This window comes from Halorussus aquaticus (assembly GCF_024218795.1).
Taxonomy (GTDB): domain Archaea; phylum Halobacteriota; class Halobacteria; order Halobacteriales; family Haladaptataceae; genus Halorussus; species Halorussus aquaticus.
The window spans coordinates 245,839-261,042 of the sequence record NZ_CP100401.1 but is presented as its reverse complement, the minus strand read 5'-3'; the positions used below and the strand labels follow the sequence as shown (position 1 = coordinate 261,042).

The 15,204-nt window shown below is 66.8% G+C and carries 12 protein-coding genes and 1 pseudogene; 7 read left to right on the top strand and 6 right to left on the bottom strand.

The features are described from left to right. Positions 1 to 21 precede the first annotated feature (21 nt). A complete protein-coding gene (locus NGM06_RS19695) occupies positions 22 to 1,842 on the bottom strand; it encodes an alkaline phosphatase D family protein (protein ID WP_254270115.1) in 1,821 nt (606 codons plus the stop codon). A 132-nt stretch (positions 1,843 to 1,974) separates the two neighbouring features. Here NGM06_RS19695 and NGM06_RS19690 point away from each other — a divergent pair, with 132 nt between their 5' ends. Together NGM06_RS19690 and NGM06_RS19685 are read left to right on the top strand one after the other, a co-directional pair. After that, positions 1,975 to 2,421 carry a universal stress protein gene (locus NGM06_RS19690; RefSeq protein WP_254270114.1) on the top strand — a complete coding sequence of 149 codons (447 nt, stop codon included), beginning with the start codon at positions 1,975 to 1,977 and terminating at the stop codon, positions 2,419 to 2,421. Positions 2,422 to 2,598: 177 nt separating this feature from the next. Further along, entirely contained in the window at positions 2,599 to 3,627 is a 1,029-nt protein-coding gene (locus tag NGM06_RS19685) for an enolase-like domain-containing protein (RefSeq protein ID WP_254270113.1), read from the top strand. A gap of 2 nt (positions 3,628 to 3,629) precedes the next feature. Here NGM06_RS19685 and NGM06_RS19680 read toward each other — a convergent pair whose 3' ends face one another. Both NGM06_RS19680 and NGM06_RS19675 read right to left on the bottom strand, forming a co-directional pair. Continuing rightward, positions 3,630 to 5,168: a PAS domain S-box protein gene (locus NGM06_RS19680; RefSeq protein ID WP_254270112.1), complete on the bottom strand. Its 1,539-nt coding sequence runs from the start codon at positions 5,166 to 5,168 to the stop codon at positions 3,630 to 3,632. 370 nt (positions 5,169 to 5,538) lie between these two features. Then, positions 5,539 to 6,051, bottom strand: a complete 513-nt coding sequence (locus NGM06_RS19675; protein ID WP_254270111.1) for a macro domain-containing protein — start codon at positions 6,049 to 6,051, stop codon at positions 5,539 to 5,541. Between the two features lie 171 nt (positions 6,052 to 6,222). On the opposite strand from NGM06_RS19675, the gene NGM06_RS19670 reads away from it, so the two are divergent. Next, on the top strand, positions 6,223 to 7,662 hold the full coding sequence (locus NGM06_RS19670; protein ID WP_254270110.1) for an aryl-sulfate sulfotransferase: 1,440 nt from the start codon (positions 6,223 to 6,225) through the stop codon (positions 7,660 to 7,662). Between the two features lie 58 nt (positions 7,663 to 7,720). On the opposite strand, the gene NGM06_RS19665 is transcribed toward NGM06_RS19670, so the two are convergent. Continuing rightward, positions 7,721 to 7,933 (bottom strand): DUF7576 family protein, encoded by a 213-nt coding sequence (locus tag NGM06_RS19665; RefSeq protein WP_254270109.1) that lies wholly within the window; start codon positions 7,931 to 7,933, stop codon positions 7,721 to 7,723. 163 nt (positions 7,934 to 8,096) lie between these two features. On the opposite strand from NGM06_RS19665, the gene NGM06_RS19660 reads away from it, so the two are divergent. Beyond that, complete coding sequence (locus NGM06_RS19660; RefSeq protein WP_163523015.1) at positions 8,097 to 8,441, top strand: KTSC domain-containing protein; 345 nt, start codon at positions 8,097 to 8,099, stop codon at positions 8,439 to 8,441. A gap of 39 nt (positions 8,442 to 8,480) precedes the next feature. On the opposite strand, the gene rtcA is transcribed toward NGM06_RS19660, so the two are convergent. Beyond that, positions 8,481 to 9,581, bottom strand: coding sequence for an RNA 3'-terminal phosphate cyclase (gene rtcA / locus NGM06_RS19655; protein ID WP_254270108.1), 1,101 nt, complete (start codon positions 9,579 to 9,581; stop codon positions 8,481 to 8,483). Positions 9,582 to 9,796: 215 nt separating this feature from the next. Between rtcA and NGM06_RS19650 the strand changes: the two genes are divergently transcribed. After that, positions 9,797 to 10,039, top strand: coding sequence for a hypothetical protein (locus NGM06_RS19650; protein ID WP_254270107.1), 243 nt, complete (start codon positions 9,797 to 9,799; stop codon positions 10,037 to 10,039). 63 nt (positions 10,040 to 10,102) lie between these two features. Here the strand turns inward: NGM06_RS19650 and hflX are convergent, their stop codons facing one another. Continuing rightward, on the bottom strand, positions 10,103 to 11,398 hold the full coding sequence (hflX, locus tag NGM06_RS19645) for a GTPase HflX (protein WP_254270106.1): 1,296 nt from the start codon (positions 11,396 to 11,398) through the stop codon (positions 10,103 to 10,105). 404 nt (positions 11,399 to 11,802) lie between these two features. Between hflX and NGM06_RS19640 the strand changes: the two genes are divergently transcribed. After that, positions 11,803 to 13,389: an acetolactate synthase large subunit gene (locus tag NGM06_RS19640; protein ID WP_254270105.1), complete on the top strand. Its 1,587-nt coding sequence runs from the start codon at positions 11,803 to 11,805 to the stop codon at positions 13,387 to 13,389. A gap of 99 nt (positions 13,390 to 13,488) precedes the next feature. Beyond that, positions 13,489 to 15,171 (top strand): annotated as a pseudogene (locus NGM06_RS19635) (PAS domain S-box protein); the annotation flags it as partial. Positions 15,172 to 15,204: the final 33 nt, after the last annotated feature.

Here is a 15,204-nt window from a genome sequence, read left to right as displayed (position 1 = left end):
CTAAAAATCCTCGGTCACATTTCACGTCTCGTCGGGTCCGTTTCGTTCAGTCCGTTTACGTTTCGATTCCGTCAGCGACGCGTCGTCGTTATCGCGCGTTTCGTCCGTCTCGACGCGCTCTATCTCGTGGGTTCCGGCCGGAACTCGATATCGGCGCAAGAGGCGTTCGCTCGCGTCGGCCGAGTCTACGCTCCGGTCCACGGCGTAGGCCGAGTAGACGAGTCGGTCCCGCTCGACTTCCACGACCGCGTACCCCCAGTGACTGCTGTCGAACCACTCGACGTGAGGGTTCTGGGCCTCCAACGCCGACGCGATGGTCTCCGTCGAGGAGTCCGAGAGCGAACCCATCGCTTCGAGATTGTCACTGCTGACAGCGGGGGCCATGAACTCGACGCCCGCACGCTCGCCCGCTTCGGAGTCCGGCCCGTCTCCCGCGGCCGCAGTCAGGCGATACTCGGTCAGCAGGTAGGCCGCGAGGTAACTGTGCATGTCGCCGGTCAGCGCGACCACGTTCTCCACGTCGGCCTCCGCGAGGTGCGAGAGGACTCGCTCGCGTTCGGTCGCGTAGCCGTCCCACGCGTCGGCGTTGACCGTCACGCCGTCGCCGTCTACGAATCGGAAGGCGGCCGCCAGCACCTCGTTCGCCCAGAGCCTCCAGCGGGCGTCGGAGCCGGTCATCCCGTCGAGGAGCCACTCCCGTTGGTCGGCACCGAGCATCGTCCGACCGGGGTTCTCCGCGGCGACGTCGGCGGAGACCGTCGGGCCGGGACCGTCGGTGTCCGGCGGCCTCGAACGATACAGGCGCTCGTCGGTCACGAACAGGTCTACGAGGTCCCCGAACCGGAACGACCGATAGAGCCTGAACCCCTCCCGAATCTCGTCGGGTGCGAGTTCGCGCCCGTCTTCGCCGGAGGGGTCGTACTCGGCGCGCACCGGGACGTACTCGGTGTAGGCCCGGATACCGGCGACGTACAACCGGCGCATGAACTCGGGGTCGTGGCCCCGCGGATGACTGTTCGTCTGCGGGGCGTCGGCCTCGTAACTCCACCACCGGTCGTTGACGATTTCGTGGTCGTCCCACGTGTGAATCAGGGTGTGACGCCGGAGGGCGCGCCGGAGGAGTTCGTCCGAGCGGTACGTCCGGTAGAGGTGTCGGTAGTCGGCCAGTCCGGCGGCCTTCTGGCGTCCGCTCGGCAGGTCGATGGAGCGGTCGCCCGGCCCGTCACCGGCGTACTCGTAGATGAAGTCCCCGAGGTGGACGAGGAAATCGACCTCCGACTCGGCGATGCGACCGAACGCGCCGAAGTACCCGTGGAGGTAGTTGTTGCACGAGGCCACCGCGAACTCGACCGAGTCGGGACTCGCGTCGGGGGTCGGCAGGGTGCGACACCGTCCGACTTCGCTGGCGTCGCCGCCGTAGACGAAGCGGTAGAAGTACCGACTGTCGGGGCCTAACTCGCCGTCTACGTCCACGGTCACGGTGTAGTCGGACTCCTTCCCGAACTTGCTCGCCGGGACGATTCCCTCGTAGACGGTGCGGTCGAACCCCTCGTCTTCGGCAACCTCGACGACCAGCGGCGTCTCGCCGTCGTTCGCGTCGGGGTCGATGCGCGTCCAGAGCAGGACGCCGCTCGGAGTGGGACCGCCGCTCGCGACCGACTGGGGAAAGACCGACGTTGCTCGTTCGCGTTCGACCTCGAAGCGCTCGCCCGCCGCGACCGACTCCGGGACGACTCTGGCGGCGGCCGCGTTCGACGCGGAGAGCGCCGATAACGTCCCGCCGAGCGTCGCGGCACCGGCCGCCTCTAGCACGTCTCGGCGCGTCGGTTCTCGTTCTGGCACGGACCCGGTAACGACGCACGACGGTAAATAGGTGGTGAACAACTACCACGCCACTGACCCGACGCCCGAACCCGTGCTAATACTTATTATATAATCGGGTTATTTATCTACCCGTCCCTTCATGCCCCTTATATGGAACGCGCACTCGCCGTCGTCGACGCCGAAGAGTCCACCAAGGCCCTCGTGCGGGAGGCGGGCGAACTCGCCGCCGCGGTAGACGCCTCGCTGGTGTTGCTCCACGTCACGACGGACGACGAGTACGAGGAGAAGCGCCAGACGATGGAGTCGATTCCCAACGACGCGGTGGGCTACTCGGAGGAGAAGGCCCGCGAAGGGGCCGAGGCGTTCGCCGCCGACATCGGCCGCGAGGCGCTGGACGGCATCGACGTGTCGTGGGAGGCGGTGGGTGCGCTCGGAAACGAACAGACAGAAATCCTCGACGCCGCCGAACGCTACGACTGCGACCACCTGTTCATCGCCGGGAAGAAGCGTTCGCCCGCGGGGAAGGCGCTGTTCGGCGACCTCACGCAGTCCATCATCCTCAACTTCGACGGGCCGGTAACCGTGGTGACGGAGTAAGCCTCTTCCGCGGATTCCGGCGGTTCGGTGTTGGCGTCGCAGACTTTACTGCCAGAGTTAGACGATACGTATCTGCGGACAGACCACCGCGACAGTCACACCACTCCTGCACGTCTGCGGAGGTGACGCCAGCGTGTGGGGCCAACGATTTTCCGCCCCGGGGTCCTTTGACCCTGCATGAGCCTCTACGAGCGAGTCGCCGACCTGCCGCTCTCGGTCGACTCCGTCGAGTACGAGCGCCGGGAGCGAGAGACGAAGCGGTTCACGCGGGCCACGACCGTGGTCTCGCTCGCCGGGGACGGCGAGGTCGGGAAGGGCGAGGACGTGACCTACGACGCCGACCGCCACCCGATTCCGGACCGCTTCGACCTCTCGGGCGAGTTCACGCTCGACTCGTTCTCCGCGTCGCTGGCCGACCGCGACCTCTTTCCGGACGCCGAACAGGAGGTGGACGACCACTTCCGTCACTACCGGCAGTGGGCCTTCGAGAGCGCGGCGCTCGACCTCGCGCTCAGGCAGGCCGACACCCACCTCGGGGCGGAACTGGACCGCGAGTACGACTCCGTGAACTTCGTCGCCAGTCCCGTCCTCGGCGACCCTGCCAGCGCCGACCCGATTCGGCAGTGGCGCGAGCGCGACCCCGAACTGGAGTTCAAACTGGACGCCGACGACGACTGGACCGACGACCTCGTCTCGGACCTCGCGGACGCGGGCGTTCGCGTGGTGGACTTCAAGGCGCTCTACGAGGACGCCGACGTGGCCGGGAGCGCCGACCCGGCCCTCTACCGCCGGGTGGTCGAGGCGTTCCCAGACGCGATTCTGGAGGACCCCGCGTGGACCGACGACACCGAGTCCGCGCTCGACCCGGCCCGCGAGCGGGTGTCGTGGGACTATCCGATTACCGGCGTCGAGAGCGTGCGTGACCTCCCCTTCGAACCGTCGTGGCTCAACGTGAAGCCCTCGCGGTTCGGGTCAGTCGAGTCGGTGTTAGATACCGTCGAACACTGCGAGGAGCGAGGGATTCGGATGTACGGCGGCGGCCAGTTCGAACTCGACGTGGGTCGACGCCACCTCCACCTGCTCGCGTCGCTGTTCTACCCCGACTCGCCCAACGACGTCGCTCCCTCGGCCTACAACGACCCCGACCCGCCCGCGGACCTCCCCACGAGTCCCCTGCCGATTTCCGAGGTCCGCGGCTTCCGATAGGGTTACGCCGTCGAAATCTCGAACCGGGCACCGCCCTCGTCGCTCTCGCCGACAGAGACGGTCCACCCGTGTGCGTCCGCGATGCTACTGACGATGGAGAGTCCCAGCCCCGACCCATCGTCGGCCGTGGTGTGGCCGTGTTCGAAGTCCTTCTCGCGCTCCTCGGGCGGGATTCCCGGCCCGTCGTCCTCGACGTAGAATCCGTCGCTGGCGGTGAACGCCCCGGTTTCGTCGTCGTCACCGCTCGACTCCGACCCTTCGCGGGTGCTCTCGCTCCCGTCTACCGCGCCGACGCGGACGGTTACGTCGCCGCCGTGTTCCACCGCGTTCCGGAACAGGTTCTCGAACAGTTCCTGTAAGCGACCGGTGTCGGCTTCGACCTCGTCCAGTTCGTCCGTGACGTGGAGGGTCGCACTCCCCGTCGAGACAGTGGACCACGCGCGTCTGATGACGGTTTCGAGGTCTACATCCACGGTGTCGTTGGCGGCCTGCCCCTGTCGGGCGAGTGCGAGCAGGTCCCCGATGAGCGACTCCATCCGACCCAGCGCGGACGCCGTCTTCTCGAAGTGGCGGTCGTCGCCGGTCTCACGGGCGAGTTCGAGGTGCCCTTGTGCGACGTTGAGGGGGTTTCGCAGGTCGTGACTGACCACGCTGGCGAACTCCTTGAGACGGTCGTTCTGGCGCTCCAGTTTCTGTTTGCGCCTCCTTCGCTGGGTCACGTCGCGGGCCGACCCGAGGTGGCCGACTTCGCCGTTGTACGAGATGCCTTGCACGCTGAGTTCGACGTAGCGGACGTCGCCCGACTTCGTCCGGATGCGCAACTGGTAGTGGTTGCTCTCGTCGTCGGTGTCCCGTTCCTCGACGAGCGCCCTGACGCGCTCGCGGTCCTCCTCGTGGACGACTTCCCATATCGACGTTCCCAGCAGTTCCTCGCGGCTGTACCCCGTGAGTTCGCCGACGCGGTCGTTGACGAACTGGAACGTCTCCTCGCTGTGGATGAAGATGGCGTCGTGGCTCCCCTCCACGAGCGTTCGATACTTCTCCTCGCTCTCGCGGAGCGCCGACTGGGAGTCGATTCGAGAGATGACCTCTGTGACGTGGCTCGTCAGCAACTCCGCGAGTTCGAGGTCGTCCTCGTCGAACGCGTTGGCCTCGCGCGACCCGGCCTGAAACACGCCGTAGTCGCCGAGGGGGACGCTGAGGATGGACCGGTACTGCTGTTGAATCGGTTCGGCCTCCTCCATCGTGCGCACGTCTGGAATCAAGAACGACTCCCCGTTCTGGTACGTGCGACCAGCGAGTCCCTCGTCGGCCCCGAGCGCGTCGTAACCGTCGTTCGGCATCTCCGTCGAGGTCGCTTGGGGGACGAGGAACCCGTTCTCCGCCACGTCGATACCGCAGATGTCGAACTCCAGAATCCCCTCTGCGGCGTCCACGCCCAGACGATACACTTCCGCTTTGTCGTGGCAGGCCTCCATCTCGGAGGCGACCTCGTGTAGCTCTTCTATCTTCCGTTTCTCTTCGCGTAACTGTTCGCTCATGGTCGTGTTCGGGTCTGTTTGGACTGATGACGCTCCCGACCGGAGTCGTCGAATCCGCCCGGGTCGGCGGTCCGCGGCGGGACCCGGTTCGGATTGTCCGCTCGTTCGGCGACCGTCGTAGAGGCGTCTCCCGTCACGTCGCTGTCGGGGAGGCCTCGGCGACTCGTCGATTCGGAACTCGGCCAGCCGTCCCTCTGGGTCCACGCTGGACGACGCCTCGGTAAAGCGAGACCGGGTCGGGTTACCGGACCGACGGTACCGATCGACTCCACGACGATTGCCAAACGCGTCGAACTCATACCGTTATCTCGTCAACCTGATGTTACACTCCACGGTTAAAAAATAGGCGGTATCTACTGTCAAACTACGTCTATGAACCCGCTGTTACGTCGTCCGCGACGGCTCGGACCGTCTCGAACTCCTCGTCGGAGTACGCGACGAACCGCACGTCGGTCAACGATTCGGGGTCGAACGCCGCGAGTTCCTCACAGATGATTCGCGCGCCCTCCCGGAGTTCGAATCCGGCGACGCCGCACCCGAGCGCCGGTATCACGAGCGACCTCGCACCGCGCTCGTCGGCCGCTTCGAGGCTGTTGCGAGTCGCGTCGCGGATGCTTTCGGCGGTCGCCAGTCCGTCGCCGTAGTGGGGCATGGCCGCCGCGTGGACCACGTAGTCGGCGTCGAGACCGTAGGCGTCGGTGACGGCCACCTCTCCGAGGTCTATCGGGCCGTTCGCTCTGGCCGCCTCGTCGAGTTCGTCGCCCGCTCTCCGGCGGAGCGCGCCCGCTACACCGCTCCCCATACGGAGACTCGTCCCCGCGGCGTTGACCAGCACGTCCGCCTGCTGTTCGGCGATGTCGCCCCGAATCACGGTGAACTCCATGCTCGTGCGGTTCGTCCTCTGACACCAAGGAATTGCCGATGGCACCGTTCTGGAGTCGTGTCCCCCTGTGTCGTGACCGCCCGTCAGATAGATGTTACGGATTAGTTTACCGACGCCGTCTGCCGGAAAGAGGACAAAACCCATATATCCCGGCTGGATGTAACCGGTTGTATGCTGAACGAGTGGAAGACGCGACTCTCACGGCCGTGGGTAGTCCGCGCCGTGGTGTTGCTGGTCATCGTGTCGCTGCTTGCCCCCTCCGCGGTTTCCGCCCTCACGTACGAACCCTCCGATACGGACCTCCAGCGGGGGACCATCGAGTCCCCGGCCGAGGGAACGACCGTCATCTCGATTCAGGGGTTCAAGTTCAAAGGGCAGGCCAACGGGAAGAAACCCGCCCGCCTCGTCGGCGTCGGGCCGCGCGGCGACGTGAAGTGGATTCACGAGGGTGCCGACCTCGACGTGACGTGGTTCTACGACGTGGACCCCGTCAACGGGAGTAACCTCCTCGTCAGCGGGACCCGCAAGGGCGGCACCACCATCTACGAGTACAACCCGCAGACCGACGAAATCGTCTGGCGCGAGCGGTTCGACGATATTCACGACACGCACGACGCGGACCTCATCAACGGCGACCAACTCCTCGTCGCCAACATGCGCAACTACAACACCGAGAAACAGGTCAACGAGGACCGCATCTTCATCTACGACCGCAGTAAGGACGAGACCGTCTGGGAGTGGCAGTTCCGCAACCACACCGACTGGGCCAAGAGTCAGGGCGGCCAGTACGCCTCCGAAGACGGTAGCGGCGACGACTGGACGCACGTCAACGACGTGGACAAGATAGCCGAGGGCCAGTACCTCATGTCGCCCCGGAACATGGACCAAGTCATGGTCGTCAATCGCTCCACGAAGAACATCGACATGCGCCTCGGGAGCGACAACAACTACGAGGTGATGAACGAACAGCACAACCCGACCTACATGGAGAGCCAGAACGGGACGCCGACCATCCTCGTCGCCGACAGTCACGGCGACCGAGTCGTCGAGTACGCCAAGCGCGGCGGCGACTGGAAGCGCACGTGGGAAGTCGGGTCGCGCCAGAGTTTCAACTGGCCGCGGGACGCCGACAGACTCCCGAACGGGAACACCCTCATCGTGGACTCGAACAACCACCGCGTCGTCGAAGTGAACTCACAGGGCGAAATCGTCTGGGAGTTCTACGCACCGTGGGCACCCTACGACGCCGAGCGCATCACCTACGGTGACGAAGCCACCGCGGCCGAGAACCGGCCGACCATCGCCGACCAGAACGCCGAGGGGAAGTATCGCCTCACCGGAAGCGCAGGTCTCACCCCCGGCACCGGCCAGAAGTTGACCTTCTCGCAGTGGCTCTCGGCGGCGTTCGCCGGGACGCCCATCAGCGACCCCGTCGCGGAGTTCGCCAACCAGTGGTCGAAGATAGCGCCGTGGGTCCGTCCGGTCTGGATGGGTCCGTGGGACTTCGTCGGTGCCGTGGTCGCCGGACTCCTGCTCGTCGGATGGCTGTTCGGCGAACTCGTCTACAACCGCAAGCGCATCTCTAGCGGCGTGCGACGACGCATCGCCTGAAAACCGACCTCGGCTTTTCGTTACCGGGCCACGCTCGGATATCGGCTCAATCGCTGTCTCATTCTCCGGCGTCGCGTTCTCGCCGCCACCGCTGGCGGCAGTCGTCGCTACAGAAGTGGTAGGTCCGAGCGACCACGTCGCCGACCTCCGAGACGTCCTCGTCGCGGAACATCGGGTGCGGGTCGAAGAGGTCGAGGAGGTCGCCGCAGACGACGCAAGCGACGTACTGCGTCTCGGCGTCGCCCTCGTACTCGCCGTAGATTTCTGGCATGGACGAGGGTACGCCGCCGAGGTGTGTAGGTATACCGCCTCGTTACGTGGTTCTGAGACGTTTTCGAGGCGACGGTCGCAGTCGCCGTGCGGCAGGTGGCGATTCGCGGAACCGATTCTCGACCGGCCGATGGCTTGAGTGGCCGGTCGGTCGTACGCCCGCCATGAAGGCCATCACGGTGTCCGGCGAGCGAATCGAGTGCGACCAACTCGACGAGGGCCGCGAGGGATTGCTCCTCTACCACGGCGAGCGCGTCGTCGGCTACGTCCCCTACGAGCGACTGGAGTGCGTCACCGAGACCAGAAGCCCCGTGGCGTCGAGTTCCATCCGGTCCATCGGCTACGACGACGAGGACGAGACGCTCGAAATCGAGTTCCAGAGCGGCGGGGTCTATCGCTACGACGACGTGTCCCGCGAGACGTACGAGTCGTTCCTCGGGGCGCGCTCTCACGGGACGTACTTCCACGAGAACGTCCGCGGCCAGTACGACTACCACCGAATCCGGTGACCGCGGGGAGTCGGGAATGTCGAGAAGAGCGACGAGCGGCTATTCGGGTCCGGAACGCTCCGCTCCGGACGACACCGGTCCGGGATACTCGGTTCCCGGAGCGCTCAGCACGGGCGCATCCTTCGAGTCGCCGTCCTCGATTTCGACCGGGAAGCCGAACTCGGTCACGAGGTCCGCGCCGGTCCGGACGTGGTCGGTCACCTCGGGAATCGCGACCCGGCCGCCTGCCAGCGCGAGGAAGGCGACGAGTTGGTCGGCGGTGTGAGCGTCCACCGCGCCGCCTCGGTCGTCCTCGCGGAACGCCAGCGCCGACTCGGCCGCTCCCGAACCCACCTCCTCGGCCGGTTTCCCGCGCTCGCCGAGGGCGTCGAACCCCGCGGTCGTCTCCTCGTAGTCGAGGGCCACCGCGAGCGCCGACCCCGGCGAGTCGGTCTCGACGGACGAGACGGTCCGCTCGGTGACCGACACCCCGTCGTCCAAACCCTCCCGCAGGCGCTCGGCGGCGGTCGTCGCCTGTCGCTCGGCCACCTCTCCCTCCGCGAGGTCAGTCGACGCCTTCGAGTAGACGCGCACGCCTTCGAGCGACCCGCGGTCGGTCAGGTCGAGCGCGGACGGCGAGGAGGGGGCGAGCCACAGGGTCGCCCGGCCGCCGCCCACCGGGTAGAAACCGGACCGAGGGCAGTCCGCTGCCGCGAAGACGCCCGCTCGCCGGAGTAGCGGGAGTTTCACCCGACGGTAGTACGTCATCGTCGGCGACCACTTCACGTCGGTCCCGCCGGTCACGGTGACCGAGAGCGGTCGGCCGAGTCGGAGCGCGACCGGGAGGAGCGCGTCGAACAGCAGGGTCACGCTTCCGGCGGTCCCCACGTCGATTTCGACGTTCCCGCCGGTCGGCGTCCCGGGCCGGAACTCCAGTTGTTCGGCCCCCTGCTCCGCGCCCTCCACCGTGGCGTCGCAGACCGCCGCCGCGGCCCTGACCGCCGCGAGGTGCTGGGGCTTGAGCCCCGGCGTCGGCCGGTCGCCCCTGACGTTCTCCATCCGAAACGGCCGGTCGGCCACCATCGAGAGCGCGAGCGCGGTCCGGAGCAGTTGGCCGCCGCCCGCCGACCCGTCGAGTTCGAGCAGTTCGTCGTCGGTCATCGCTTCCTCGTTCGCGGAGGATACGCCGACCCGCGGCAAAGTCCTTTCCTCGAACGGGCGACAGAGTGGTCCGCCGTCCCAGCGTCCCGTGTCGACTCCCACCGGACTAACGTCCCGGTCTGTCCGTTTCGAAGGCCGTCCGTGACCTCCCCGATAGATTGCAGATGTGGGAACTGTTAGGACCGCTGAGCGCGTAATGAGACGGTGAGAGTACCATGACGAACGAACGCGTCCGAGAGCGTCCTGCCCGACGGCGAGTGAACCGAGTGCGCGAACTGGAGCGACGGATCGAGCGCCTCGAAGCGGAAGTTCGGTGGCTCCGCCGGGCGGTCGTCGCGACCGGGAAACGAACCGGCGCGATGCCGGTCGGGCCGTGCCCGGACTGCGGGCGCGGAGTCCTCCTGCGTCGCGAGAGCGAACTGGTCTGTTCGGCCTGCGAGTACTGTCGATACCTCTGAAGCGGGGGCGGTCGAACGCCGCGGGTTCCTCACGCTGGAAGACGGGCGGGGCGACTTCCGGCGTCAGCGTACGGCTTCGAGCGATTCTGCCTTCGACCTCGCACGCTCGGCCACGGACTCGGCCGCCGTGAACTCGATTCTCACCTCGCCGCCGCGATACGTCACGTCCGAGACGGACGCGCGGTCGTAGAGCCACGACACGAGGCTCATCGCGTCGCCGTCGTTCGGCAGGACGAGTTCGAAGTCGCGGCGGTCGGAGAGGCACCCGGCGATTCGCTCGCGGAGCGCGTCGAGGTTCCGGCCCTCGGTCGCGCTGACCGGGACGGGGGCCGCCGAGTCGGTCCCGAACTCCTCGGCGACCGCCGCCACGACCGCCTTGCGCTCGGCGAGTTCGTCGCCGTCGAGCACGTCGGCCTTGTTCAGGGCGGGGAGGAGTTCGCCTTCGGTATCCGCCAGTAGCTCGAAACTGGTTTCCAGCTTTTCGCGGAGTTCCGCGGGCGGGTCGCTGGCGTCGGCGACCAGCACCAGGCAGTCGGCGGATTCGGTCTCGGAGAGCGTGCCGTGGAACGACGCCACGAGTTCGTGGGAGAGGTCGCCGACGAATCCCACCGTGTCGGTGACGAGTGTCCGGTGACCGTCGATGGTCGCCCGCCGGGTGGTCGTCTCGAGCGTCTCGAACAGTCGGTCCTCGATTTCGGCGGTCGCGTCGAGGTCCGAGTGGTCGGCCCCGCTGGTCTCGTAGTCGAGGTCGTCGGCCAGACGGTGCAAGAGCGTCGATTTCCCGGCGTTGGTGTACCCCGCGAGGGCGACGAACTCGAACCCCTCCTCGCGGCGTCGCTCGCGCCGGGCCGTCGCTTCGTCGGCGAGCGACGAGAGTTTGCGGTCCAACTCGTCGATGCGGTCCAGCACGTCGTAGTACCGAGTCCCGGACTCGGTGAACTTGTTCATCGCCTGCTCCTCGGTTCGCTCCTTGATGCGGGGCAGGGTCCACGCTAACGTGGCGCGCTCGACCTGTAGTTCCGCGCGCTTGCTCCCGGCTTGCTCCTCGAAGATGGCGAGGACGAGGCGGTGTCTGTCGAGGATTTCGGTTCCCGCCGGACACGTCTCGGCGAGTTCGACCGTCTGTGTCGGCGTGAGTTCGTTGTCGAACACGACGACTCCGGCGCCGGTCTCGGCGACCGTCTCGGCCAACTCCTCGGCCTTGCCGCGACCGAACTGGAGCGAGGAGTCCGGCGGGCGAGTCTGGGTCAGTTCGGCGACGACCTCGTAGCCCGCGGCCGCTGCTAACTCCCGTATCTCCCCGGTGTCCGGACTGTCGTCTGCTGTGCGCTTGGCGATAACTGCGTCCTGAGATGGCATGGCGATTGAGTGGGTCTGGTGGTGGCGTTCGTCCGTCGCTTCCCCGACTGCTCTCGGTACGACGTACGAGAGGCGAGACGACCCGCACTCTCGGTCGCGGCGTTGGCTCGAATAGAGGTTGAACGGCCTCGTAGCGACTGAATCACGGACCGAACCGGGACCACGCCCTGCGGAGTCGCTGGCGGCGATTACGAACTCGGCGACGCGAGGCTACGGAATCTCGCGTGACGACTCGGCCGCGGACGTTCGTCCGGTCAGCGGCGAAGGAGAGAGAGCTTCATTCGACTGTCGAATTAGTTGTCCGGCACATATCATAAGTGTTCGGGTCGGGAGGGTACTGCAACGGTCGGTACTCGGGAACTCGGCAATGGAACCTATGGGGAACTACGTCGTACGTCGGACTCATGAACACCGCAGAGGTCCTCGTGGCCGGACTCGAAGCGGAAGGAGTCGAGTACGTGTTCGGGCTTCCGGGCGAGGAGAACGAGGCGACGATGTTCGCGCTCCGGGACTCCGAAGTCACCTTCGTCCCGGTGCGCCACGAACAGGGCGCGGCCTTCATGGCCGACGTGTGGGGGCGACTGACCGGCGACGCGGGGGTCTGCCTCTCGACGCTCGGACCGGGAGCGACCAACCTCCTGACCGGCGTCGCCGACGCCAACCTCGACAAGGCCCCGCTGGTGGCGATTACCGGGCAGGGCGGACTGGAGAGCCTCCACGTCGAGAGCCACCAGACACTCGACGTGGTGGACATGTTCGCGCCCGTGACCAAGTGGAACGCCCAGATTTCCGACCCCGGAATCGTCCACGAGTCGGTCCGGAAGGCGTTCAAGACCGCCGAGTACGAGAAACCCGGCGCGACCCACCTCGAACTCCCCGAAGACGTGGCCTACGAGGACTGCGAAGTCCGACCGATGGCCGAGCGGAGTCGCGTGCGGCGACCGGAACCCGACGCGCCCTCGCTCGACAGAGTGCGGGAACTGCTGGCCGACGCCGAGCGTCCCATCGTCATCGCGGGCAACGGCGCGGTCCGGACCGACGCCAGCGAGGAGTTGCGCGCGTTCGTCAGCGACTACGACCTGCCGGTGGCGGCGACCTACATGGGGAAGGGTGCGGTCTCCGACGACGACGACCACTCCCTGCTCACGCTCGACTCCGGCGACCACGAGGAGGCGTCCGACGCCATCGCGTCGGCCGACCTCGTGATAACCGTGGGGTACGACATCGCCGAGCACGACCCGGCGGACTGGAACCCGAGCCTCGATACCACTATCGTCCACGTGGACAGCGAACCGGCGGAGGTGTACGAACACTACAACCCGGACGTGGAGGTGGTCTCGGACATCCCGGCCGCGGTTCGGCAGTTGAGCGCCTGCTGTGGGGAAATCGACGCCGACTTCGAGACCGACTGGTACGACGACCTGCGCGACAACATCGTCGCGGACGTGACGCCCGACCACGAGGCGGGCGACCCCTTCACCGTCGAGACGGTCCTGCCGGTCCTCCGGGACGCGATGGACGCCGAGGACGTCCTGCTCTCGGACGTGGGGAGCCACAAGATGGCCATCGCGCAGAACTTCGTGACCTACGAACCCAACACCTGCATCATCTCGAACGGTCTCGCGTCGATGGGTGTCTCGGTGCCGGGCGGTCTCGCGGCCGACCTCGCAGTCGATTCGAACGTCGTCGCCGCGACGGGTGACGGCGGGTTCCTGATGAACGCCGCCGAAATCGAGACCGGGACCCGAATCGGGTGCGGGTACACGATTCTGCTCTTCCGCGACGACGAGTACCGACTCATCACCGAGGAACAGGTCGAACACCACGGGGAACACTTCGGCACGGAACTGGGGAATCCGGACTTCCAGACGTTCGCCGAGAGCTTCGGTATCGAGGCGTACCGCCCGGACGACTGGCAGGAGTTAGCCGACGCGCTCGGGGCGGCGATTCCCAGCGACGAACTGTCGCTGGTCGAGGTCGTGTTAGAGTAGCGAACGGTCGAACTCGCCGCCGAGCCAGCGGGCGGACGCCGGGAGACGTTCCGGGCCGAGACAACGGACTCATTACTGTGCGCGGTCCACTGGTAACCAGTGCAGTCCCCGGGATACGTGCGCAATCTCACGCCGCAGTCACAGGTCCTCTACGTCGGAGACGGGAGGCACGCCGCCGCGCGAGCGATTGCGGACCTCCGGGAGCGGACGACGTTCGAGGTGACTTCGGTGACGACCGCGACCGCGGTACTCGACCACCTCGAAGCGGGACCGGTATCGTGTATCGTCTGTGCGACCCCGCTCGCCGACGTGGACGTTCTCACGCTACTCGACGGAGTCCGAGACGTTTCGCCGGACGTCCCCTTCGTCGTCGTGAGCGAAACCGACGACCCCGACGTAGCGTCGGCGGTGCTGGCGTACGACGACACGGATTTCGTCCACTGGGGCGGGGAGTCGTATCGACCCCGCCAACTAGCCCGGCGCGTCGAGAACGCCGTCGACCGCTACCGAGCGAACCGGACGGCGAACTGGACGACCGCCTACTTCGACGCGCTGGTCAATCAGGCACCGGACGCGGTTCTGACCATCGACGCCGCGAACAGAATCGTGTTCGCCAACCCCGCGGTCGAGTCGGTGTTCGGGTACGCGCCCGGGGAACTCCTCGGCGAACCCCTGACGACGCTCGTCCCCGACCACCTCCGCCAGTCCCATATCGACGCCTTCCGACGCTATCAGGAGACCGGCGAGCGGACCATCGACTGGGACTACGTCGAACTGCCCGGGCGTCACCGCGAGGGCCACGAGGTCCCGCTGGCGCTCTCGTTCCGAGAGGTGGCCTCCGAGGGTCGGCGGTTGTACTCCGCCATCGTCCGCGACGTGACCGAGCGCAAGCGCGCCGAGGACGAGCGCCGCCTCCTCCACGCGACGACTCGCTCGGTCGCCGCGGCCGACACGTTCCTCGACGGTCTCGAAGCGACGATTGCGGAGGTGTGCGACGCGACGGAGTGGGCGTACGGCGAGGCGTGGGTCCCCTCGCAGGACCGGACGCACCTCGAACGAACCGACGCGGCCTACGCCGTCTCGGAGGCCTACGAACCGTTCAAGCGAGTCTCGAAACGGGCCTCGTTCACCGCGGGGGAGGGTCTCCCGGGGCGCGTCTGGGAGCGCAGCGACCCCGTCTGGATGGAGAACGTGGCCGCCCTCGCGCCGGACGTGTTCCCCCGAACGAACGAGGCCGAGGAAGTCGGATTGAAGGCCGCGCTCGGCGTGCCCGTCCTCGACGGAGACGACATCGTCGCCGTCCTCGCGTTCTACACGCCCGAGGCCAAGCCGACCGACGACCGACTCGTCGATATCGTCACCACCGTCGCGACGGAACTGGGCGAACTGATGGTCCGGAAGCGGGCCGAGGACGAACTCAAGCGCGAGAAGGAGTTCACCGAGAGCGCCCTCGACGCCCTCCCGGACATCTTCTTCACGCTCGGTCTCGACGGTCGGATAGTCCGCTGGAACGAGGAAGCGAAGACGGTGACGGGGTACGGCGACGACGAACTCGACGGTCTGGCCCCGACCGAACTGTTCACCGAGGACGGGGGCCAGCGCATCACCGACGCCGTCGAACGCGTCTCCGAGACCGGTTCCGCGCGGGTCGAGGCCGACCTCCGGACCAAAGACGGTCGCGAAATCGCCTACGAGTTCACCGCCGCGCTGCTTCGGGACGACGAGGGCGACCCGCTCGGCATCGCCGGAACCGGTCGAGACGTGACCGACCGGAAACGCCGGGAAACCGAACTCGAAGCGTCGCGGGAGAAGTAC

Bases quoted from the DNA above. Each gene is read 5' to 3' on its own strand.
- rtcA (WP_254270108.1), bottom strand. From the start codon at position 9,581: ATGACCGACGACGAACTGCTCGAACTCGACGGGTCGGCGGGCGGCGGC.
- NGM06_RS19675 (WP_254270111.1), bottom strand. From the start codon at position 6,051: ATGGAGTTCACCGTGATTCGGGGCGACATCGCCGAACAGCAGGCGGAC.
- NGM06_RS19665 (WP_254270109.1), bottom strand. From the start codon at position 7,933: ATGCCAGAAATCTACGGCGAGTACGAGGGCGACGCCGAGACGCAGTAC.
- hflX (WP_254270106.1), bottom strand. From the start codon at position 11,398: ATGCCATCTCAGGACGCAGTTATCGCCAAGCGCACAGCAGACGACAGT.
- NGM06_RS19640 (WP_254270105.1), top strand. From the start codon at position 11,803: ATGAACACCGCAGAGGTCCTCGTGGCCGGACTCGAAGCGGAAGGAGTC.
- NGM06_RS19680 (WP_254270112.1), bottom strand. From the start codon at position 5,168: ATGAGCGAACAGTTACGCGAAGAGAAACGGAAGATAGAAGAGCTACAC.
- NGM06_RS19690 (WP_254270114.1), top strand. From the start codon at position 1,975: ATGGAACGCGCACTCGCCGTCGTCGACGCCGAAGAGTCCACCAAGGCC.
- NGM06_RS19670 (WP_254270110.1), top strand. From the start codon at position 6,223: ATGCTGAACGAGTGGAAGACGCGACTCTCACGGCCGTGGGTAGTCCGC.
- NGM06_RS19660 (WP_163523015.1), top strand. From the start codon at position 8,097: ATGAAGGCCATCACGGTGTCCGGCGAGCGAATCGAGTGCGACCAACTC.
- NGM06_RS19650 (WP_254270107.1), top strand. From the start codon at position 9,797: ATGACGAACGAACGCGTCCGAGAGCGTCCTGCCCGACGGCGAGTGAAC.
- NGM06_RS19685 (WP_254270113.1), top strand. From the start codon at position 2,599: ATGAGCCTCTACGAGCGAGTCGCCGACCTGCCGCTCTCGGTCGACTCC.